18 protein-coding genes are annotated in these 20,576 nt (G+C 71.9%); 14 read left to right on the top strand and 4 right to left on the bottom strand.

The features are described from left to right. The first annotated feature begins 227 nt into the window (after window positions 1–227). The 9 genes from J2W21_RS08390 to J2W21_RS08350 all read left to right on the top strand — a co-directional run bounded on the left by J2W21_RS08390 (window position 228) and on the right by J2W21_RS08350 (window position 12,449). Window positions 228–1,031 (top strand): FadR/GntR family transcriptional regulator, encoded by an 804-nt coding sequence (locus tag J2W21_RS08390; protein ID WP_307114049.1) that lies wholly within the window; start codon window positions 228–230, stop codon window positions 1,029–1,031. After that, on the top strand, window positions 1,028–2,044 hold the full coding sequence (locus tag J2W21_RS08385) for a homoserine dehydrogenase (protein WP_307114048.1): 1,017 nt from the start codon (window positions 1,028–1,030) through the stop codon (window positions 2,042–2,044). The genes J2W21_RS08390 and J2W21_RS08385 overlap by 4 nt, the downstream gene beginning before the upstream one ends. Before the next feature lie 243 nt (window positions 2,045–2,287). Continuing rightward, window positions 2,288–2,830 carry a hypothetical protein gene (locus tag J2W21_RS08380; RefSeq protein WP_307114047.1) on the top strand — a complete coding sequence of 181 codons (543 nt, stop codon included), beginning with the start codon at window positions 2,288–2,290 and terminating at the stop codon, window positions 2,828–2,830. A 66-nt stretch (window positions 2,831–2,896) separates the two neighbouring features. Continuing rightward, the gene (locus J2W21_RS08375) at window positions 2,897–4,276 is read left to right on the top strand and encodes an aspartate aminotransferase family protein (RefSeq protein WP_307114046.1); all 1,380 of its coding nucleotides are present in this window, start codon (window positions 2,897–2,899) and stop codon (window positions 4,274–4,276) included. 10 nt (window positions 4,277–4,286) lie between these two features. Then, window positions 4,287–8,396 (top strand): Pls/PosA family non-ribosomal peptide synthetase, encoded by a 4,110-nt coding sequence (locus J2W21_RS08370; protein ID WP_307114045.1) that lies wholly within the window; start codon window positions 4,287–4,289, stop codon window positions 8,394–8,396. Next, on the top strand, window positions 8,396–9,175 hold the full coding sequence (locus tag J2W21_RS08365) for a 4'-phosphopantetheinyl transferase family protein (RefSeq protein ID WP_307114044.1): 780 nt from the start codon (window positions 8,396–8,398) through the stop codon (window positions 9,173–9,175). Before J2W21_RS08370 ends, J2W21_RS08365 begins: the two co-directional genes overlap by 1 nt. Window positions 9,176–9,275: 100 nt before the next feature. Further along, complete coding sequence (locus J2W21_RS08360) at window positions 9,276–9,911, top strand: nucleoside/nucleotide kinase family protein (protein ID WP_307114043.1); 636 nt, start codon at window positions 9,276–9,278, stop codon at window positions 9,909–9,911. 221 nt (window positions 9,912–10,132) lie between these two features. Then, a complete protein-coding gene (locus J2W21_RS08355; RefSeq protein ID WP_307114248.1) occupies window positions 10,133–11,605 on the top strand; it encodes an NCS1 family nucleobase:cation symporter-1 in 1,473 nt (490 codons plus the stop codon). Between the two features lie 118 nt (window positions 11,606–11,723). Next, window positions 11,724–12,449 carry an aspartate/glutamate racemase family protein gene (locus J2W21_RS08350; RefSeq protein ID WP_307114042.1) on the top strand — a complete coding sequence of 242 codons (726 nt, stop codon included), beginning with the start codon at window positions 11,724–11,726 and terminating at the stop codon, window positions 12,447–12,449. Between the two features lie 5 nt (window positions 12,450–12,454). On the opposite strand, the gene J2W21_RS08345 is transcribed toward J2W21_RS08350, so the two are convergent. The 4 genes from J2W21_RS08345 to J2W21_RS08330 form a co-directional block, all read right to left on the bottom strand. Beyond that, the gene (locus J2W21_RS08345) at window positions 12,455–13,537 is read right to left on the bottom strand and encodes a YeiH family protein (RefSeq protein WP_307114041.1); all 1,083 of its coding nucleotides are present in this window, start codon (window positions 13,535–13,537) and stop codon (window positions 12,455–12,457) included. A 171-nt stretch (window positions 13,538–13,708) separates the two neighbouring features. After that, window positions 13,709–14,956, bottom strand: a complete 1,248-nt coding sequence (locus J2W21_RS08340; protein ID WP_307114040.1) for an NRAMP family divalent metal transporter — start codon at window positions 14,954–14,956, stop codon at window positions 13,709–13,711. Between the two features lie 10 nt (window positions 14,957–14,966). After that, on the bottom strand, window positions 14,967–15,905 hold the full coding sequence (locus J2W21_RS08335) for a 5'-3' exonuclease (protein WP_307114039.1): 939 nt from the start codon (window positions 15,903–15,905) through the stop codon (window positions 14,967–14,969). 48 nt (window positions 15,906–15,953) lie between these two features. Continuing rightward, window positions 15,954–16,640, bottom strand: a complete 687-nt coding sequence (locus tag J2W21_RS08330; protein ID WP_307114038.1) for an HAD family hydrolase — start codon at window positions 16,638–16,640, stop codon at window positions 15,954–15,956. Between the two features lie 52 nt (window positions 16,641–16,692). Here J2W21_RS08330 and J2W21_RS08325 point away from each other — a divergent pair, with 52 nt between their 5' ends. The 5 genes from J2W21_RS08325 to J2W21_RS08305 all read left to right on the top strand — a co-directional run bounded on the left by J2W21_RS08325 (window position 16,693) and on the right by J2W21_RS08305 (window position 20,417). Continuing rightward, window positions 16,693–17,418, top strand: a complete 726-nt coding sequence (locus J2W21_RS08325; protein WP_307114037.1) for a DUF72 domain-containing protein — start codon at window positions 16,693–16,695, stop codon at window positions 17,416–17,418. Window positions 17,419–17,537: 119 nt separating this feature from the next. Further along, the gene (locus J2W21_RS08320) at window positions 17,538–18,248 is read left to right on the top strand and encodes a fasciclin domain-containing protein (RefSeq protein ID WP_307114036.1); all 711 of its coding nucleotides are present in this window, start codon (window positions 17,538–17,540) and stop codon (window positions 18,246–18,248) included. Between the two features lie 94 nt (window positions 18,249–18,342). After that, the gene (sigK, locus tag J2W21_RS08315) at window positions 18,343–18,945 is read left to right on the top strand and encodes an ECF RNA polymerase sigma factor SigK (RefSeq protein WP_307114035.1); all 603 of its coding nucleotides are present in this window, start codon (window positions 18,343–18,345) and stop codon (window positions 18,943–18,945) included. Next, on the top strand, window positions 18,938–19,816 hold the full coding sequence (locus J2W21_RS08310) for an anti-sigma factor (RefSeq protein WP_307114034.1): 879 nt from the start codon (window positions 18,938–18,940) through the stop codon (window positions 19,814–19,816). Before sigK ends, J2W21_RS08310 begins: the two co-directional genes overlap by 8 nt. A gap of 139 nt (window positions 19,817–19,955) precedes the next feature. Next, window positions 19,956–20,417: a DUF4383 domain-containing protein gene (locus J2W21_RS08305; protein WP_307114033.1), complete on the top strand. Its 462-nt coding sequence runs from the start codon at window positions 19,956–19,958 to the stop codon at window positions 20,415–20,417. Window positions 20,418–20,576: the final 159 nt, after the last annotated feature.

Genomic DNA, 20,576 nt, shown 5'->3' with positions numbered 1-20,576 from the left:
TCGCCGGATTGTCGCCTGGTCCATCATGGCCTCCCTCGCTGGGAGTCCCGGTGCGCGGCACCGGCCAGCGCGGCCGAATGAGCTGACGCCATAGTCACTCCCGATGGTTCTTACATCTGTTCTTTGCCCCTCTGGCAAGGTTTAGATCATATCTAAAGAGGTGATCCGTGCAACAGCTATGATGTGGGAGTCTCAGGGGAGGGATCAGGACGCGGAAGGAGGCCCCCATGGCCCAGGCCGGTTCGCCGCGTCCGGCGGGATCCTCCGAACCGGGCGGACTCCACACCAAGCTCGTCGAGAGCCTCGGATCGGCCATCGCCGAGGGGTCCCTGCCCGAGGGCAGCGTGATCCAGATCGAGGAGCTCGAGGAGCGCTACGCCGTCTCCCGCTCGGTGGTCCGCGAGGCGCTCCGCGTGCTGGCCGCGATGGGCCTCGTGGCGATCCGCCGCCGGCTGGGCATCCAGATCCTCCCGGCCAGCGAGTGGAACGTCTTCGCGCCCCAGGTCATCCAGTGGCGGCTCGCCTCGGCGGGCCGCTTCGCCCAGCTGCGATCGCTGACGGAGCTGCGCGGCGCCGTCGAGCCCGAAGCGGCGCGCCTGGCCGCCGTGCGCGCCAACGAGCGCGAGACCGCGGAGCTCCTCGAACTGGCCGGCGAGCTCTGGGCCGCGGGCCAGAGCGCGGACGCCGAGCGCTTCCTGCGGGTGGACACCGAGTTCCACCGTTTCATCCTCGCCGCATCAGGCAACGAGATGTTCGCAGCGCTGCACCCCAGCGTCGCCGAGGTCCTCGCGGGCCGCACCCACTTCGGCCTCATGCCCTCCCGCCCCCACCCCGACGCGCTCCAGCTCCACATGGACGTGGCCGCGGCGATCCAGCGCTCGGATCCAGACGCCGCCCACGCCGCCATGCGAGCCATCATGACGCGCACCATGGCTGAGCTCAGCGAGCTCCACTCGTCCGGCGTCGCGCCCTCCCCGGGCGGCGCCGCGTCCCACGGCGGCGCCGCGTCCCACGGCGGCCTGCCAGGGTGAGGACCGTCGACGTGGCGGTCACCGGCTACGGCCGGATAGCCCGCGAGATCACTTCGATGCTCGAGGCCCGCGCCGCGGCGTACCGTGCGCGCCACGGCGTCCAGGTACGGATCACGGGGGTCTGCGGTTCGACCGCGGGCCTCGTCGATCCCGCGGGCCTCGCGCCCGAACGGCTCGCGGACCGCAGCGGCTTCGTGCACGGGCTCACCGGCGAGGCCTTCCTCGAGGCCGTCCGCGCCGACGTGCTCATCGAGGCCGGGCCCAGCGACTACGCCACCGGCGGAGCGGCGCTCGGCCACCTGCGCTGGGCCCTCGCCCGCGGCCTGGACGCCATCGCGGTGTCGAAGGGCGCCCTCGTCGTCGACCTCCGCGGGCTCCTGCGGCTGGCCGCGGAGCACGGCGGGAGCCTGCGCTTCAGCGGTGCCGCCGCCTCGGCGCTGCCCACGGTGGACCTGCTCTCGCACAGCCTGGCCGGCGCCACGCTCCAGGGGTTCGAAGCGGTGCTGACCGGCACCGCGGCCTTCGTCCTCGACCAGATGGCCGCCGCCGGCCTCGGGCTCTCGGACGCCGTGGCCCTCGCACAGGCGCAGGGCATCGCCGAGCCGGACCCCAGCTTCGACATCGACGGCTGGGACACCGCGGCCAAGCTGGTCATCATCGCCAACGCCGTCTTCGACGCGGACCTGCGCCTCGACGGGCTGCCGCGGGAGGGAATCGGCGCGGTGACGCCCGGACACGTCGCGCAGTGGAAGTCCGCGGGCCTCACCCCGCGGCTCGTCGGCGTCGCCGAGCACGACGGCGGCGGGTTCCGGGCCGGCGTCGAGCTTCGCCTCTACGGGGAGGACCACCCGTTCGCCCAGCTGCGCGGGAGCATGAAGGGCCTCCGCGCGGTCACCGAGGAGATGGGCACGCTGACGGTGACCGGAGGGGCGTCCCATCCGCGGGCCACCGCGGCGGCGGCACTGAAGGACTTCGAGCACCTGCTGGCCGCGCGCCACGTGCCCCACCAGTAACATCCGGGCCGCTGGAAGGGACAGGACCTTTTCCCCTCCAGCGTCCCGAGCAATGCTTCCACTCTTGTAGCAGAGAGCCGCAGCGACTGGGGCAAGGGGGAACTCAGACCGGTAGGGCGCACTGTGAGGAGGCCCGGCATGGTCACGTTATCGACGCTTTTCCGCGCCGCAAGACTGTTCTTGGTACCCCGGGGGAGCTACTCCCGGACCCGCCCGAGCGCCGCTGCCGAGCCGGAGGGCGCGGTGATCCCTTCCATCGGCCTGCTGACGGAGCCGGTCCGGCGGAAGCCGTTCAAGGAGGAGGCGGAGATCTCCGGCCTGAGCGTGGACGGCCCCGTCGCCGAGATCACCGTGGCCGGCAGCCCGGGCGGCGCCGACCGCGTCGCGGCCGTCCTGCTGGCCCTCGCCGAGGCCGGAACGGGCGTGGACATGTTCTCGGAGAGCGGCCCGATGCCCGGGGACGGGATGCGGGACATCATGTTCACCTCGCCCGTGCGTGACCGGCCCCGGGCCATGGAAGCGCTGCGCCGCCGGAGGACGTCCATCGGGTTCAGCGGGCTGCGCTACCGGGACGACGCCGCCAAGCTGTCGCTGAAGGGGATCGGGCTGCGGTCCACCCCGACGATCGTGCCCGACTTCGTCGCCACCCTCTCCGCCGCCGGCATCCCGACCGGCCCGATCTCAGTCTCGGACTACTGCCTGGCCGTGGTGATCCCGGCCGCACGGGTCACCGAGGCGATCGACGCCCTCGACGCGGGGCTACACCTGGGCCGCCGCACCGCCTGAGGGCGCCCCCGCGCCCGCTCGCACAGTCCGCCTTTCCGCCGCCACGAGAGAAACGAGCCGCTGTCCATGAGTGTCACCCCAGATTCGGACACCTTCCGCGGGCCTCGGGTTGCCGGGCCGCTGCCCGGGCCGGCCTCGGCGCGGATGCTCGCCCGTCAGGAGGACGTCGAGTCCTCCGCGCGCACCTACCCCCGCCACCTCCCCATCGCCATCGAGGAGGCCTCTGGGTCCTTCGTCCGGGACGTCGACGGGAACGTCTTCATCGACTTCCTCGCAGGCGCGGGCGTGCTCTCGCTGGGCCACAACCATCCCGAGCTCACCGAGGCGGTGACTGACCAGCTGGCACGGCTCACGCACGGGCTCGACTTCCCGACCCCGCTCAAGGAGGAGTTCACCGAGACCGCGCTGTCCACGCTGCCCGCGTCGCTGCGGGATTCGATGCGGGTGCACTTCTGCGGGCCCACGGGTGCCAACGCCGTCGAGGCCGCCATCAAGCTGTGCAAGACCGCGACCGGGCGCGGGGACGTCGTCTCGTTCCAAGGCGGCTTCCACGGCAGCACTGCCGGCGCCATGGCGCTGACTGGCCTCCTCGAACAGAAGGAGCCGGTCAGCAACCAGATGCCCGGCGTGCACTTCTTCCCCTATAGCTACTGCAGCCGCTGCCCGCTCGGCCTGACACCGGAGACCTGCTCCACCAACTGCGCCACCTACCTCGACCGGTCGCTCCACGACAGCAACGGGGGAGTGCCCCGGCCCGCCGCCGTGATCCTGGAGATGGTCCAGGGCGAGGGCGGGGTGATCCCTGCGACCCCCGAGTTCGCACGCCGGGTGGGGCGTGTGGCCCACGAGCTCGGGATTCCCCTGATCGTCGACGAGGTGCAGGCAGGCTACGGCCGCACCGGGACCTGGTTCGCGTTCGAGCAGTACGACCTCGAGCCGGACGTCATCGTGGCCTCGAAGGCGCTGAGCGGCATCGGGCTCCCGGTGGCCGTCATCTTCTACAGGAAGTCCCTCGACGTGTGGGCACCCGGCGCGCACACCGGGACGTTCCGCGGCAACCAGCTGGCCTTCGCCGCCGGAACCGCCGCGGTGCGGATCATGCGCCGGGACGACGTCCTCGGCAACGTCCGCGCCCGCGGAGACCAGATCGCCTCGCTGCTGCAGCCGCTCGCGGGCAGCCCCTGGGTGCGGGAGGTGCGCGGCCGCGGCCTCATGTGGGGCATCGAGATGGCGGACCCGGTGTCGGGCGCGCCCGCTGGGGACCTCGCCCGCCGCATCCAGCACACTGCCCTCCAGCACGGGCTGATCCTCGAATGCGGGGGGCGGCAGGACTGCGTGGTCCGGCTCCTGCCCCCGCTGAACGTCACAGAGGAGGTCGTCGCCACGGCCTGCGCGATCCTCCGCGACGCGATCACCGAGGAAATCGCGGCCCAGCCGGGCGCGTAGGAGGCCCGCCATGCCCAAGCACCTCGCGACCCGGGAGGCGCCCAGCCGCCCCGCCTCCGAAAACGGCCGTCCGGACTCCCTCCTCGCCGCCTCGGGCGACGACGGCATCCGGTGGCACCCGGGGGAGCGGCTGGAGACGCTGTTCGAAGAGGCCTGCGACCGCCTCCGCGACGCGGGGCACGGCGACAGGCTGGCAGTCGATGCCGGAGGGTTCACCCTCACCTACGACGAGCTCGACGCCTGGACCAACCGGCTCGCGCGCCGCCTCCGCGCCCGGGGCGTCCGGGCGGGGGACCGGCTCGCGCTGCTGTTCGACCAGCCCGTCTTCACGTACGCGGCCATGCTGGCCGTGCTCAAGGCGCATGCCGCCTATGTGCCGCTGGACGTTGCGTTCCCGCCCGAGCGGATCTCCTACATCATGGACGACGCCGGCGTGGCCACCTTGCTCTCACTGTCCCACCTTCGCGACGTGGTGCCGGACGGGACCGCCCGGGCCCTGTACCTCGACGACGAGGAGGCGACGCTCGGCTCCGAGTCGCCGCTGCGCCTCAGCGCCGACGAGCGCGGCCCGGAGCAGGACCAGCTGGCGTACATCATCTACACCTCCGGCTCGACGGGCAGGCCCAAGGGAGTCGCTGTCGAGCACGCGAGCATCTGCAACTTCGTCCGAGTGGCCGCGGGCGTCTACGGCATCCGGCCGGACGACCGGGTCTACCAGGGCATGACCACCGCCTTCGACTTCTCGGTCGAGGAGATCTGGGTCCCGTGGATGAGCGGCGCCACCCTCGTGCCGAAGGACGGCAGCACGAGCCTGGTGGGGATCGAGCTGGCCGAATTCCTGCAGCGGCGCGCCGTCACCGCCCTCTGCTGCGTGCCGACGCTCCTGTCCACCCTCGAGGACGACGTCCCGGGCCTGCGGTTCCTGCTCGTGTCCGGGGAGGCATGCCCGCCCGATCTCGTGGAGCGCTGGCACCGGCCCGAGCGCAGGTTCCTCAACGTGTACGGGCCCACCGAGGCCACCGTCACCGCCACGTGGTCGGTGGTGGACCCCCACCGCCCGCCGACCCTGGGCACACCGCTTCCCACCTATGCTGCGGTGATCCTCGACGTCGAGAACGACAGCACCGTGGGTGCCGGCGAGCTCGGCGAGATCGGGCTCGCCGGGATCGGCCTCGCGCGCGGCTACGTCAACCGCCCGGACCTGACCCAGAAGGCGTTCATCCCGGACTTCCTGGACCTGCCCGACAATCCGAGCCACCGGATCTACCGGACCGGCGATCTGGGCCGCATCAACGCGGATGGCGAGATCGAGTACCACGGCCGGATCGACTCCCAGGTCAAGGTCCACGGCTACCGGATCGAGCTCGCCGAGATCGAATCCGTCATCCTCCAGATCCCCGGCGTCGCCCAGGCCGCCGTCGTCACCCACGAGCCGAGCCCCGGTGTCGTGGAGCTGGCGGCCTACTACAGCAGGCGACGCGACGGCGGCGGGGTCGAGCGCGCCGTCGTGCGCGAACACCTCCGGCGGGCGCTGCCCGCCTACATGCGCCCGGCCTTCCTGCAGGAGCTGGAGGCCTTCCCGCTGCTGCCCAGCGACAAGGTGGACCGCCGCCGGCTGCCCGCGCCAGGCCGGCGGGGCGGCGACGACGCCGCCACCGCGCCCGCGCCCCCGGCGACCGATCGGGAGGCGAAGCTGGCCCGCGCGCTCGCCGAGGCCCTGGGAGAGCCGGCGGTCTCCGTGGAGGCCGACTTCTTCGCCGACCTCGGCGCGAGCTCGATCACTATGGCGCACTTCTGCGCGATCGTCAGGAAGGACCCAGACCTCGTTCCCGTGTCGATGAAGGACACCTACCTGCACCCGACGATCCGCTCGCTCGCCGCCGCGGCGCCCGCCGCACCCCCGGCCGCCGCGGCGGTCACCTCGGAGAAGCCGACGACGCCGGAACGCGCCTCCACCTTCCAGTACGTGCTCTGCGGCGCCCTCCAGGCGCTGACCTATGTCCTCGGAGCCTTCCTGGCCGGCTTCGCGATGGCCACCGGCTTCCAGTACCTCGGTGCCGCGACGGACCCGCTGGATGGGTGGCTGCGCGCCACGCTGTTCGGGGCGGTGGTGTACGCCGGCCTGTGCGTGCTGCCCGTGGCGGTGAAGTGGCTGGTGGTCGGGCGGTGGCGGCCCACGGAGTTCCCCGTGTGGTCCCTGCGCTACTTCCGGTTCTGGCTGGTCCGCGCCGTCCTCCGCACCAGCCCGATGAGGCTGCTCGCGGGCTCGCCGCTGTACGTGCTGTACTTGCGGGCGCTCGGGGCCCGGATCGGCCGCGGCGCCACGGTCTTCACCACCGAGGTGCCGGTGTGCACCGACCTCCTGAGCGTCGGGGCAGGGACCGTGGTCCGCAAGGACGCGAGCCTCAGCTGCTACCGCGCGCTCGGGGGGATGATCCAGACGGGCGCCGTCACGGTCGGGGAGGGCGCGGTGATCAGCGAGGCCACCGTGCTGGACATCGGCGCCCGCGTCGGGGACCGCGCCCAGCTCGGCCACGCGTCCGCGCTCTACGCCGGGCAGGCCATCCCCGACCGTCAGTCGTGGCACGGGTCCCCGGCCCAGCCGTGCGCCGTCGACTACAGCGGTGCGCCGCCGGCGCCCTGCGGCACGGGCCGGAGGTTCTTCTACGGCGTCTGGAACCTCCTGTTTACTGTGCTCCTGGTCATCCCGTTCGGGACGAGCGTCTTCGCGGGCCTGGTCCCCCTGGTCGTCGCGGCCGCCGGAGTCGACACCGGGAATGCGGCCTACTACCTGCGCCTCGCCGGCATTGCCGCCACCGTGCTCGGGGCCCTCATCGTCGTCCTCCTCCTGGGCATCACGCTGATCCCGCGGGCCCTCAACCTGCTGCTCAGGCCCGGCAGGGTGTACCCGCTGTACGGGTTCCACTACGGGCTCCACCGGACCATCGGCCGCCTGACGAACCTGAAGTTCCTGATCCAGCTCACCGGCGACAGCTCACTCATCCCGCACTACCTGCGGCTCATCGGCTACAGGATGCCCGAGCTGGTGCAGACAGGCTCGAACTTCGGAATGGAGGTCAAGCACGAGAGCCCCTTTGCGTGCACGGTGGGGAGCGGCACCATGGTTGCGGATGGGCTGTCCGTCATGAGCGCGCAGTTCTCGAGCAGCTCCTTCCAGATCACCCCGGTGTCCATCGGCAGGCGCAGCTTCCTGGGGAACGGCATCCTGTACCCGCCGGATGCCAGGACGGGGGAGAACTGCCTCATCGCCACGAAGGCTATGGTCCCGCTGGACGGGGCCGTCCGGGAGGACGTCGGCCTCCTCGGCTCTCCGAGCTTCGAGATCCCCCGGAGCGTCCAGTCCGACGCAGCCTTTGATGAGCTCAAGAGCGGCCCGGCGTTCAAGTCCGCGCTGAGGGCGAAGAACCGGCACAACGCCGTGACCATCCTGCTCTTCTTGCTGGCCCGGGAAGGCTTCACCTTCGCGACCCTGCTGATCGGCACCTTCGCCCTGACCATCGACCCCGCCCAAGCAGTCCTCACGGCGACCGGGGCCGTCCTGGCGCTGTTCCTCTTCACCACCTGCTACTACACCGTCATCGAATGCGCCGCGCGGGGCTTCCGCAGGTTGGTCCCGAAGTTCTGCTCGATCTACCAGCGCCCGTTCTGGCGGCACGAACGCTTCTGGAAGCTCAGCAACGATCCCTACGCGGCACTGCTGAACGGCACTCCGTTCAAGGGCTTCCTGTGGAGGACGCGCGGCCTGAACGTCGGCCGCCGCCTGTTCGACGACGGCGCCGGCATCCCCGAGAAGACGACTGTCACGATCGGCGACGACTGCATGCTCAACGCCCGGTGCGTCATCCAGTGCCACTCGATGGAGGACGGAACCTTCAAGCTGGCGGATACGGTCATCGGTTCCGGCTGCACCCTCGGCGTCAAGGCGTTCGTGCACTACGGCGTGAACCTCGGCGACGGGACGGCGGTCGAGCCGGACTCCTTCGTCATGAAGGGCGAGGAGGTCCCTGCCGGGATGAGGTTCGGCGGGAACCCCGCCCAGCAGCTCCCGGCCCTGCCGCAGCCGCTCCGATCGGGGGCGGACGGGGGACGGTGGTCCTGATGCTCCGGGCCATCCTGCCGGCGGCGGTCCGCGCCGAAGAGCGCTTCGGCGACGGGGCCGGCGTCGTGCTCTTCCCGGAGGAGCTCGCGACGGTCGCGGGCAGCACAGCGGCGAGGAGGGCGGACTTCGAGGCCGTGCGCGCCTGCGCCCGGGAGGCCCTCGCGGAGCTCGGCGTGGCACCGGCGCCCCTCGTGCCGGGGGCCGATGGCGCGCCGGTGTGGCCGGCCGGGGTGGTCGGGAGCATGACGCACTGCCCGCACTACCGGGCCGCCGCGGTGGCCCGGGCTGGGGCCGTGGCGAGCGTCGGCATCGACGCTGAGCCGAACGCGCCGCTGCCCCCCGGAGTCCTGGACCTCGTGGCGTGTGCGGGGGAACGGGCAGGGATCTGGCCGGGAGCGCGGGACGCTGTCGCGGCAGACCGGCTCCTCTTCAGCGCGAAGGAGGCCGTCTACAAGGCCTGGTACCCCCTGACGGGGCGGTGGCTCGGGTTCGAGGATGTCCGCATCGAGTTCCGGCAGGGCGGCCGGTTCCGGGCCCGGCTCCTCGTGGCCGGTCCCGTCGTGGCCGGCGTCGAGGTGACGGAGCTCGCCGGGCAGTGGACGGCCGCGCGCGGGCTGCTCGCGACGTCGGTGGTCGTCCCTGTCGGTCAGAAGAGGGTGGGCGTGGGGTCCTCGTCGGTCTCCGACTCGGCGGTCCACGGCTCGCCGAGGTCCGCCAGCGCCTCCTCGATGGACGTCTGGCCTTCGAGTTCCTCATCCGTGGCCACTCCAAGACCGTAGAGGTCCGCGGGCCCGTTTCGGCCGAGGCACGCGGTCGGGGCGGCTAGGGTTGGCCCATGGACCAGCTCGAGTCCGACCCCGCTCAGGTGGCGAACCACGCATGAACGTCGACGCACTCGCCCGCCGCGCCGCCGCCCTCGTCCCCGAGGATGGCGGCCGGGCCATCCTCGGCATCTGCGGCGAGCCCGGTGCGGGCAAGACGACGCTCGCTGAGCAGCTCCTCGAGCGGCTGCGCTCTTCCCATGGCAGAGACTGGGCGGCCCACGTGCCGATGGACGGATTCCACCTCGCCGACGTACAGCTCGCGCGCCTCGGGCTCGCGGACCGCAAGGGCGCACCGGAGACCTTCGACCCCGACGGGTACGCCGCCCTCCTGGCCAGGATCGCCTCGGATACCGGGTCCGTGGTCTACGCTCCGGGGTTCGAGCGCCGGCTCGAGCAGCCCCTCGCCGCCGCCATCGCGGTCCTGCCGGAAGCGCGCCTCGTCATCACCGAGGGCAACTACCTCCTCCTCGGGGACGCGCCGTGGGCCGCTGCCCGGGCCTGCCTGACCGAGGTCTGGTACCTCGACGCCGACCCGGCCACCCGCGTGGACCGGCTCGTCCGCCGGCACATTGAGTTCGGCAAGGACCCCGACCGTGCGCGGGAGTGGGTGATCCGGTCCGACGAGGCGAACGCCCTCCTCGTGAGGGCAGGCAGGCCGCTCGCAGACCTCGTCGTCCGGGAGGAGGACTAGACTTCAGACTTCCGCGATGCGAAAATAAAAAACCCCCTTGTGGAACAGCTCACTGGGCTCTATCTTTGGTATACCAAGAGATCGGGATCACACCCCGTACCGGACAAGCGATCGCACCCTCGAGCGCAAACCCCCATCCCAGACCAGAGAGTTCCCCCATGACCAGCATCCCGGACACCGCCGTCCAGCAGCTGAACATCGAAGGCGAAGCGGAGGCACCAATGGGCCACACCACCGCCACCCTTCCGGCGGGCCTGAGCCCGCGGCTCTACAACACCGACCTCGCCCCCACCCAGCGCAAGGGGCGCAGCTGGACCGCCTACAGCATCTTCACCCTGTGGGCCAACGACGTGCACAGCCTCGGCAACTACGCCTTCGCCATCGGGCTCTTTGCCCTCGGCCTCGGCGGCTGGCAGGTGCTCGCGGCCCTCGGCGTCGGCGCGGTCCTCCTCTTCGCCCTCCTGAACCTCTCGGGCTTCATGGGCCAGAAGACCGGCGTCCCGTTCCCCGTCATGAGCCGCATCGCCTTCGGCATCCACGGCGCCCAGATCGCGGCCCTCACCCGCGGCGGGGTGGCCGTCGCCTGGTTCGGCATCCAGACGTACCTAGCCTCGGTGGTGCTGCGCGTCCTCGTGATCGCGGTCTTCCCCGGCCTCAAGCCGCTCGACGGCGGCTCGATCCTCGGCCTGTCCCCGCTCGGCTGGATGGCCTTCGTCTTCCTGTGGATCGTCCAGGTCGTCATCGTCTCCTACGGCATGGAGATGATCCGCAAGTACGAGGCCTTCGCCGGTCCCATCATCCTCGCCACCATGCTCGCCCTCGCGGTCTGGATGTTCGCCAAGGCCGGCTTCTCCATCGCGTGGAGCACCGGCAAGGACCTCTCGGGCGGCGACATGTGGCTGCACATCCTCGGCGGCGGCGCCCTGTGGGTCTCGATCTACGGCACGTTCGTTCTCAACTTCTGCGACTTCACCCGCTCGGCCCGGACCAAGAAGTCGATCGTCAAGGGCAACTTCTGGGGCATCCCGATCAACATGCTCCTCTTCGGAGCCATCAGCGTGGTCCTCGCCGGCGCCCAGTTCAAGATCGACGGGCACCTCATCGAGAGCCCCTCGGACGTGGTCGCCTCGATCCCGAACACCTTCCTCCTCGCCGCGGCGAGCACGGCCCTCCTCGTCCTGACCGTCGCGGTGAACCTCATGGCCAACTTCGTCGCCCCCACCTACGCGCTCACCAACCTCTTCCCACGCAAGCTCAACTTCCGCAGGGCGGCCTTCGTCTCGGCGGTCATCGGCCTGCTGATCCTGCCGTGGAACCTCTACAACAACCCGGTCGTGATCGTGTACTTCCTCGGAGGCCTCGGCGCCCTGCTGGGCCCGCTGTTCGGCGTGATCATGGCCGACTACTGGCTCGTCCGCCGCGGCAAGGTCTCCGTGCCGGCCCTCTACTCCGAGGACGCCGACGGCGCGTACCACTACCGCAGGGGCGTCAACCCGAAGGCCGTCGCCGCCCTCGTGCCCGCCGCAGCCGTGGCCCTCGCGATCGCGTTCATCCCGGCCCTGGGCGCCCTGAGCTCCTTCTCGTGGTTCTTCGGCGCGGGCATCGCCGCCGTGAACTTCTACGCGCTCGCCGACCGGAAGCAGGCCTTCGAGGACGTCGACGGCGAGGAGATCGCCGTTCCCAGCGTCCACTGACCCGCCCCGGTTCCGTCCGCCTCCATGAGCACGACGGCGGCCGGCTGGCCCCCCGAGCCGGCCCGCCGCCGTCGTGCCTCGCCATTCCCCCCAGCCAGCTCCACCCAAGGACCCCCAGATGCGCATCCTCGTCGCCAACGTCAACACGACCCAGACCATGACCGACTCGATCGCGGCGGCCGCCCGCGCCGCGGCCTCGCCCGGCACCGAGATCGTGGGCATCACGCCCCATTTCGGCGCCGACTCGTGCGAGGGCAACTTCGAGTCCTACCTCGCCGCGGTCGCCGTCATGGACGCCGTGACGCGCTATGAGGGCGAGTTCGACGCGGTGGTCCAGGCGGGCTACGGCGAGCACGGCCGCGAGGGCCTCCAGGAGCTCCTCGACGTGCCGGTCGTGGACATCACCGAGGCGGCGGCCGCGACGGCCATGTACCTCGGCCACAAGTACTCCGTGGTCACGACCCTCGACCGCGCGGTGCCGCTCATCGAGGACCGGCTCAAGCTCGCGGGCCTCGACGCCCGCTGCGCCTCGGTGCGCGCCTCCGGCCTCGGCGTCCTCGAGCTCGAGGAGGATCCGCAGCGAGCCGTCAAGGAGATCGTGGCCCAGGCCGAGGCCGCGGTGCACGACGACAAGGCCGAGGTGATCGTGCTTGGCTGCGGCGGCATGAGCGGCCTCGATGCCCAGATCCGCGAACGCTGCGGCGTGCCGGTGGTCGACGGCGTGGCGGCGGCGGTCGCGGTCGCGGAGGGCCTGGTCCGGCTCGGGCTGACCACCTCCAAGGTGCGCACCTACGCGGCGCCCCGGCCCAAGGCCGTGACGGGCTGGCCGCTCTCCGCCCGCTGAACGCCTCAGATCGTCCCGGTCGCCGCCTGCAGGCCGAGGCTCGTCAGCGCCACCGCCGCCCAGAGCATCCCGCCGAGCAGGAGCGGGCGCGGGCCGGCCTTGCGCATCTCGGCGAGGCGGAGGTTGAGGCCGATCCCCGCGAGGGCCACCGTGATGAGGAACGTGGCCAGCGAGGAGAGGCCGGGGTGCCACGCCTGGGGAATGGCGCCCACGGTGTCCAGACCCGCGGCGAGGACGAAGCCCACGAGGAACGTCGGCACCATGCGCCGCCACGGCATGCTGGTCCGGCCGCCCGCGCCGTCCGTGCGCTCCCGACGGGCCCGCAGGGCGGCGAGTGCCATGACGATCGGGATGATCATGAGCGAGCGGGTGAGCTTGACGACGACCGCGTAGGACTCCGCGCCACCCCCGTAGCTCGCGGCCGCCGCCACCACCGAGGACGTGTCGTTCACCGCGGTGCCGCTCCAGAGGCCGAACGAGTGCGGCCTGAGGCCGAGGAGGTGGCCGACCGCCGGGAAGAGCAGGACGGCCGCGATGTTGAAGGTGAAGATGGTGCCGATCGCGTAGGCGACGTCCGCCTCCTTGGGCTTGATCACCGCCGTCGTCGCGGCGATCGCAGAGGCGCCGCAGATTCCCGTGCCGACGCCGATGAGCGTCCGAGTGTCCGCATCGAGCCGGAGGGCGCGGCCGAGGAGCGCGGCGCCGCCGAGCGCGACGGCGAGCGTCCCCAGCATCACCGGCAGCGAGCTCGCGCCGACCTGGGCGACCTGCTGGAGGGACAGCCCCGTGCCGAGGACCACGATCGAGCTCTGCAGGACGTGGGTGCCCGCCGAGCGGTAGCCCGCCGTCCACCGCTCGCCCCGCAGGGGGCGGATGGCCGCTGCCGCGAGCAGCCCCAGGAGGATGCCGAACACGGGGCCCCCGATGACCGGCGCAAGCTGACCGAGCACGCTCGCGACGGCGGCGACCGCCACCGCGACGCCGAGCCCCGGCAGCGTCCGCAGAAGTGTGACGCGCCGCGACGCGGCCCCGCCGCCGGACGCTGCTGGGGCCGTATCGTCATGGGGGAGTGCGCGCGGAGGCTTCATTCCACCGACTCTCCCGCGCGAGGGCGAAGACCGGTAGCCCGCTTTCGGATATGGGGCCCATGTACTGGTGATATGGGTGGGCCGTGGGATCGTACTGCGCCTGCAGCCCTGGGAGATCCGCACCCTGCGGCTCACGTGAGCGGGGTCAGGGGGGCGGCCTCCCGGCAGTCCTCACCCTGGGACGCCACCGAGGAGCCCGGCAGCCGTCGCCAGGCCGAAGACGATGAGGGCGCCGTTGAGGACGAGCACAGCGGCCCACCGCGGCCCGCGGGAACGGAGGCGAGGGGGCAGGGCACGGCGCTCGAGGACGAGCTGGAAGCCCAGGACGATCGGCAGCAGGCAGGCATTCATCACCTGCAGGCCGACCGTGAGGTCGACCAGGTTCGGCACGAGGACCACGGCTGCCGCGGCGACGGCATTCGCGCCGGCGAGCAGGGTGTAGAACTTGGCCGCCTGGCGGGGTGAGTCGGTGAGGCTGTGCCGCCAGCCAAGGGCCTCGCTCAGCCCCCACGCCCCCGCAAGGCTCACCACGAGGATCGCCGCGAGCGAGGCGCCCGCCATGCCGACGCCGAAGAGGATCGTGGCGGCGCGGGGTCCGAGGAAGGGTGCGAGAGCCTGGGCGATCTGCCCGACGCTGTCCAGGCTCACCCCCGGATGGGCGGTCCCGACCGTCGCGGCGGCGGCAACGACGATGGCTGCCGTGATGGTCTGGCAGATCAGGGCCCCGAGGAGGGTGTCGGCGCGGGCCGAAGCGATCGCCTCCTCCAGCATGAGGCCGCGGCGACCCTTTTCGACGACTGCCCCCTGCTGGTAGAAGAGCATCCACGGGATCACGGCCGACCCGACGTTCGCCGCCAGCAGGGTCAGGTATCCCGGAGCCGCCGCTGCGGAATGGACGAGGCCGTCCACGACGGCGCCCGCATCCGGCCGGGCGAGCGCGGCGGCGGCCAGGAAGGCCAGCTCGAGCAGGCCGACGGCGATGCCGATCCGTTCGACGTGCCGGTAACCGCCCGCCAGCACGAGCACGGTCAGCGCCAGCACCACCGAGCCCGCGGAGATCGGGCGCGGCAGCCCGGCGAGGGCGCCGACTCCGGCGATGCCCGCGAACTCGGTCACGAGGGCACCCAGGCACGCGATCCACAGGGTGCCGGAGGCCAGCATCGCCCATCCCCGACCGAAGTGCTCCCGGATCAGTTCCGCCTGGCCCTTGCCCGTGGCCACACCCAGGCGCGCCGCCGTCTCCTGGGCCATGTAGATGAAGGGCACAAGGGCGAACTGCAGCAGAAGAAGCCGGTAGCCGAAGCGCGCCCCAGACTGGGCCGCTGTCACCACGCTTCCCGCGTCGGTGTCGGCCAGCATCGCCATCAGTCCTGGCCCCACCAGGGCCAGCAGGGGCCGGTAGCCCCCTGCCCTCTTCATCCGGCTCCGGTCACCCGTGCCGGTCGAGCGCCGCGAGCAGGCGCTTGACCGACCCGCCGAGGTTCCACGCGGAGGCGAGCTCTTCGAGCTCGAGGCGGGGGTCGCCGTCGACCGCGCGGAGCCGGGCCCCGGCGGCGTCGAGGGCGGGGAGGTCGAGGTCGCGGACCACCCGCACCACCGCGGGGGCCACGTCGAGGTAGTCCGCGGCGGCGGCGAGCTTGGCCCGCATCGGGGCGGGCAGCCCGCTGTCGGGGTCGCCGGCCGCCTCGAGGAGGCCCTCGAGGGTGCCGAAGCGGCCGAGGAGGGTCGCGGCGGACTTCTCGCCGATGCCGGCCACGCCGGGCAGCCCGTCCGAGGCGTCGCCGCGGAGCACGGCGTAGTCGGCGTACTGCTCGGGCAGCACGCGGTACTTGCCCACCACCACGGCGTCCGTGACGGTCTCGAGGTTCTTCATGCCGCGGGCGGTATAGACGACGCGGACGCCGCGGCCGTCGTCGACCACCTGGAAGAGGTCGCGGTCGCCGGTCACCACGTCCACGGGCAGCCCGGCGCTGGCCGCGTAGGTGCCGATCACGTCGTCCGCCTCGTGCTCCGGGGCGCCGACGACGGCGATCCCGGCCAGGCCCAGCACGTGGCGGATCAGCGGGACCTGCGCCACGAGGCCTGCGGGGACGGTCTCGACGTCGGGGCCGTCCGCTACATGGCGTTCGACGCGATGGGCCTTGTAGGAGGGGATGAGGTCGACGCGCCAGCGCGGGCGCCAGTCGTCGTCCCAGCAGGCAACGAGGTGCGTGGCGCCGAAGTCCACGGTGAGCCGTGCGATCATGTCCAGCAGGCCGCGGACGGCGTTGACCGGCGTCCCGTCCTCGCGCCGGATCGTCTCCGGCACCCCGTGGAAGGCGCGGAAGTACAGTGAGGCGGTGTCGAGGAGCATCAGGCGCTCGGTCATAGCCCATCCTGACACGCCCTGGGCCGGAAGCGCCCGGCCCTCCCGGCCCTACTCCGCCCCGGCGAGCCCCCGCCCGATCAGGCTGTCCCCGAATGCGTCCATGAGGTCGCGGGGCGAGGCGAACACCTCGGCCGCCCCCGCCTCCTCGAGCTCGGCCGCGCTGTAGCCGCCGCACGAGAGCCCGATGGTCGGGATGCCCAGGGCAGAGGAGGCCTGCACGTCCCAGACGGCGTCACCCACGAATACCACTTCGGACGCCTCGAGGCCCACGGCCCTGAGCGCGGCCTCGAGGATGTCCGGCGCGGGCTTGGGCTCATCCGCATCGGCCGAGCTCGTCGCCGCGTCCACGGACCCCTCGGCATCAACCACGGAACGCAGCACGGTCAGGTCCTGCTCCCGGGCCGAGGATGCCAGGACCACGGCCAGGCCCGCCTCCTTGCAGCGCCCCAGAAGCTCGCGGGCCCCGTCGAACGGCCGCAGATGCGGCCAGAACGTGGAGAACACCGCCGCATGCGTGTCCATGATCTCGCTGTCCTGCGACGCGTCCCGGTCCGGCCCGAGCAGCCGCTCCACGATCTTCTGCCCGCCCATCCCCACGAGGCGGTGGATCTCATTCATCCGCACGTCATGCCCGAAGCGGCGGAACCCGTGCCACCAGGCGAGGGTATGGAAGTAGGTCGAGTCCACAAGGGTGCCGTCCACGTCGAAGAGGACGCCGCGAAGCGAGGTAGCCATGGCCCCTCCCTACCCCCGGCGGCCCCCAGCCAATCTGGCTAGGCTCGGGGACATGGGCTGGCACATCGGCACCTCGGGCTGGAGCTACGACCACTGGGAGCACGCCCTCTACCCGCCGGGCACCCGCCCGTGGGACCGCCTCGGCATCTACTCGCGCGCGTTCTCCACCGTGGAGCTCAACGCGAGCTTCTACCGCTGGCCGCGCCCGACGGCGTTCGCCAGCTGGCGCCGCCGGCTCCCCGAAGGCTTCCTCCTCTCGGTCAAGGCCCCCCGCGGGCTGACCCATGCGAAGCGCCTCTACGCCCCCGAGGCGTGGGCCGAGCGCATCGCCGGAGCGTGGCACGAGCTGGGACCGCGCCGCGCCGTGCTCCTCGTCCAGCTCTCGCCCCACCACGCGCGGGACGACGCGCGGCTCGACTGGTTCCTCGGAACCCTCCCGCCCTGGCTGCGCACCGCGGTCGAGTTCCGCCACCCGAGCTGGCACGATCCTGGCGTCTTCGACATCCTCCGCCGGCACGGCGCCGCGTACTGCGTCATGAGCGGCGCTGGCCTGCCGTGCATCCTCGAGGCGACGGCCCCGCACGTCTACGTGCGTCTGCACGGCCCCGACCACGAGCACCTCTACGGCGGCTCGTACTCCGATGCCGACCTGGCCTGGTGGGCCGAGCGGATCCGGGAATGGGACGCCGGGGGCCACGAGGTGTTCGCCTACTTCAACAATGACGGGGGCGGGAACGCCGTGCGCAATGCCTTCACGCTGCGCTCGCTGCTGGGCTGAACCGGCTGCCGGGCTGGACCGACCTCACACACATCGGTCCAATCCGCCCCCGCACCCGCTCCGAAGTAGAGGTGCACGCCACCTTCGACGGCATGCCAACCTCGAACAGGAGTGAAGCCATGAAGACCACCCATCGCACCCCCGCCGTTGTGGGCCTCGCCGCTCTCGCCGCGGTCTCCGCGCTCAGCCTCTCCGCCTGCGGCGGGTCGACGACGGCGGCCGGCGGCTCGTCGTCGTCCGCCCCGTCCAGCGCCGCGGCAGGCATGACCACGCCGAGCGCGAGCAGCGGGATGAGCAGCCCGATGGCCTCGGGCAGCATGAGCGCCGACCCGGCCGCGAACCTCGTAGGCGCCGGCTGCGCCGACTACGCGAAGGCCAACCCCTCCGGACCAGGGTCGGTCCAGGGGATGAGCGCCGACCCGGTCGCCGTCGCGGCATCCAACAACCCGCTGCTGAAGACCCTCACCTCGGCGGTCTCGGGCAAGCTCAACCCCAAGGTCAACCTCGTCGACACCCTCGACTCGAGCCAGTTCACGGTGTTCGCCCCGGTGGACAGCGCCTTCGCGAAGATCGACCCCGCCACGATCAACTCGCTCAAGACCGACGACGCGACGCTGAAGAAGATCCTCACCTACCACGTGGTCCCCGGCCAGATCGAGCCCGACTCGATCGCCGGCACCCACAAGACGGTCGAGGGCCAGGACGTCACCGTCACCGGCTCGGGCAACAGCCTCAAGGTCAACGGCGCCAACGTGGTCTGCGGCGGCGTGCATACGGCCAACGCCACGGTGTACCTCGTCGACTCCGTGCTGATGCCCCCGGCGAAGTAGCAGGTCAGAACAGCCACCGACGGCGGGCCGGGCATGATGGTCGCCCGGCCCGCCGTCGGCGCGCAGCCGAGAGCCCAGGGAGGTGAGGAAGGCGATGGCTCTTCGTGAGACAGTGGTCTACATGCCGGACCACTACGCCGGGGCGCCGGCCCCGGACCTCGACGAACTCATGGACCTCGTGGCACGCGGCGACCAGGCGGCGTTCGGCCAGCTGTACGACGCGCTCGCCCCACTCGTCCACGGCCTCGTGCTGCGCGTGGTCCGCGACCGGGCACAGGCCGAGGAGGTCACCCAGGAGGTGTTCCTCGAGGTCTGGCAGCAGGCCAAGAGGTTCGACGCCGACCGCGGCCGCGCCCGGGCCTGGATCACCGTCATGGCCCACCGCCGTGCCGTGGACCGCGTCCGCGCAGCCCAGGCCGCCGCGGACCGCGACCTGCGCCAGGGCATCAAGGAGTTCCAGGAGAGCTACGACGACGTCGAGCACCGCGTCGAGGTGGCCCTCGAGAGCGACCGGGTCAACCGGGCCCTCGAGTCCCTGACCGAGGTGCAGAAGCAGGCGATCAGACTCGCCTACTACGGCGGCTACACCTACGGGGAAGTCGCCACCGCCCTGGGGCTTCCCCTGGGCACCGTGAAGACCAGAATCCGCGACGGAATGATCCGCCTGAGAGACGTGTTGGGAGTGAGCCATGGATGATCAGCTGCACCTGCTGACCGGTGCCTACGCCCTCAACGCGCTCGACGACGAGGAGCGCCGCCGCTTCGAGCACACCCTCGGCTTCGGGGACGAGACGGCAGAGGAGGCGCGCGAGCTCGCCGAGACCGCGGCCCTGCTCGCTGCGGGCACGACTCCCGTCGCGCCGCCGCCGGACCTGAAGGCCCGGCTCATGGCCCAGATCGCGGTGACGCCGCAGTTCGACGCCGCCGAGGAGCCCCGGCCCCGAGCAACCGCCACTCCCACCGCCCCCACCGATGCGGGGTCACATCCCAATGTTGCGGGGTCACATCCCTACGTTGGGGAGCCAGCCGCCCCGGAGGCGACCGTGGCCGACCTCGGCGAGCACCGCCGTCGCGCGTCCCGGTTCGCCGTGAGCACCCGGTGGCTCGCCGCTGCCGCTGCCGCACTCCTCGTGATCGCCGGCGTGAGCGGAGCGTGGGCCATCCGCGCCCAGCAGCAGCGCGACGACGCCCTCCGCCAGCTCGCCCTCGCAGCCGACGCCCCGGGTGCGGTGATGGGCCGGATCCTCGCAGCGCCGGACGCCAAGCTCCAGGAGGTCAGCGTGCCCGGCGGCGGGACCCTGGTCCTCGCCCACTCGCGGCAGGACGCGGTGGCCGGCGTGGTGACGCTGGGGCTGCCGCAGCCGGCACAGGGCCACGTCTATGAGCTGTGGCTCGGGGACGCGTCCGGCAGCATGAAGCCCGCGGGCCTCGTGCAGGGCACCGGGACCACGTGGAACGAGCTGGCGGGCGGGATCGGCTCCTCGACCGTGCTCGGCGTGACGGTCGAGCCGGCTGGCGGGTCGAAGCAGCCCACCACCGCGCCGATCCTCGTCCAGCAGTTCTCCTAGCCTCCTCGGCGACCCCCTTCCGGAGGGCCCGCGCAGATTGGTCCAATCCGTCTGCGCGGGCCCTTCCGAATTACAGGTGCGGGAACACCGCACCGGCGCGTCAGACGGCACGCCGGGGACCTTCTCACAAGGAGACATCATGTCCACCTCAGTCGTCTCGAACCGCCGCACCGCAGTCCAGGTCGCCGCGACCGTCGTCGGCGCCGTCTTCCTCCTCGTCGGGGTGCTCGGCTTCATCCCCGGCGTCACGTCCGGCTCGGGCCTCGGCTTCGCGGGCCACCATTCGGACGCGTACCTGCTCGGCCTGTTCCAGGTCTCCGTGCTGCACAACGTGGTCCACCTGCTCTTCGGCATCGCGGGCCTTGCGCTCGGCCGCTCGGCGGCCGGCTCCAAGGGCTTCCTCGTCTGGGGCGGTGCGATCTACCTCGTCCTGTTCGTCTACGGCCTCGTGTTCGGCGGGGAGTCCGCCGGCAACTTCGTCCCGCTCAACGCCGCGGACAACGGGCTGCACCTCCTGCTCGGCCTCGGCATGCTGGTGATCGGCCTGGTGCTCGGGCGCACGGTCGCGGCCTCCCGCCAGACGTCGGCCGCCCGCCGCTGACGCCGGCCGCCACCGCCGTGGTGAGCCGCGGGCACCCCCCAGCCTCGCCGCGCCATCTGAAGGTCACCTCCTGAAGGTCATTGTCCTGACTCTGACCTCCGTGGGGTGACCTTCAGGATGTGACGCGCCCTGGGGCGGCCCCGCTCACCGGCCAAGTGG

Origin of the sequence: Sinomonas atrocyanea, from assembly GCF_030811715.1 — a bacterium.
GTDB lineage: Bacteria > Actinomycetota > Actinomycetes > Actinomycetales > Micrococcaceae > Sinomonas > Sinomonas atrocyanea_A.
Note: the sequence above shows the minus strand (reverse complement) of the source record. Positions and strands in the feature narration are given on the sequence as shown.

What these genes read in the sequence shown, in the direction of transcription:
- J2W21_RS08340 (WP_307114040.1), bottom strand. Translation starts at nt 14,956, where the DNA reads ATGAAGAGGGCAGGGGGCTACCGGCCCCTGCTGGCCCTGGTGGGGCCA.
- J2W21_RS08320 (WP_307114036.1), top strand. Translation starts at nt 17,538, where the DNA reads ATGAAGACCACCCATCGCACCCCCGCCGTTGTGGGCCTCGCCGCTCTC.
- J2W21_RS08370 (WP_307114045.1), top strand. Translation starts at nt 4,287, where the DNA reads ATGCCCAAGCACCTCGCGACCCGGGAGGCGCCCAGCCGCCCCGCCTCC.
- J2W21_RS08390 (WP_307114049.1), top strand. Translation starts at nt 228, where the DNA reads ATGGCCCAGGCCGGTTCGCCGCGTCCGGCGGGATCCTCCGAACCGGGC.
- sigK (WP_307114035.1), top strand. Translation starts at nt 18,343, where the DNA reads ATGGCTCTTCGTGAGACAGTGGTCTACATGCCGGACCACTACGCCGGG.
- J2W21_RS08310 (WP_307114034.1), top strand. Translation starts at nt 18,938, where the DNA reads ATGGATGATCAGCTGCACCTGCTGACCGGTGCCTACGCCCTCAACGCG.
- J2W21_RS08345 (WP_307114041.1), bottom strand. Translation starts at nt 13,537, where the DNA reads ATGAAGCCTCCGCGCGCACTCCCCCATGACGATACGGCCCCAGCAGCG.
- J2W21_RS08355 (WP_307114248.1), top strand. Translation starts at nt 10,133, where the DNA reads ATGGGCCACACCACCGCCACCCTTCCGGCGGGCCTGAGCCCGCGGCTC.
- J2W21_RS08325 (WP_307114037.1), top strand. Translation starts at nt 16,693, where the DNA reads ATGGGCTGGCACATCGGCACCTCGGGCTGGAGCTACGACCACTGGGAG.
- J2W21_RS08360 (WP_307114043.1), top strand. Translation starts at nt 9,276, where the DNA reads ATGAACGTCGACGCACTCGCCCGCCGCGCCGCCGCCCTCGTCCCCGAG.
- J2W21_RS08330 (WP_307114038.1), bottom strand. Translation starts at nt 16,640, where the DNA reads ATGGCTACCTCGCTTCGCGGCGTCCTCTTCGACGTGGACGGCACCCTT.
- J2W21_RS08365 (WP_307114044.1), top strand. Translation starts at nt 8,396, where the DNA reads ATGCTCCGGGCCATCCTGCCGGCGGCGGTCCGCGCCGAAGAGCGCTTC.
- J2W21_RS08375 (WP_307114046.1), top strand. Translation starts at nt 2,897, where the DNA reads ATGAGTGTCACCCCAGATTCGGACACCTTCCGCGGGCCTCGGGTTGCC.
- J2W21_RS08350 (WP_307114042.1), top strand. Translation starts at nt 11,724, where the DNA reads ATGCGCATCCTCGTCGCCAACGTCAACACGACCCAGACCATGACCGAC.
- J2W21_RS08305 (WP_307114033.1), top strand. Translation starts at nt 19,956, where the DNA reads ATGTCCACCTCAGTCGTCTCGAACCGCCGCACCGCAGTCCAGGTCGCC.
- J2W21_RS08335 (WP_307114039.1), bottom strand. Translation starts at nt 15,905, where the DNA reads ATGACCGAGCGCCTGATGCTCCTCGACACCGCCTCACTGTACTTCCGC.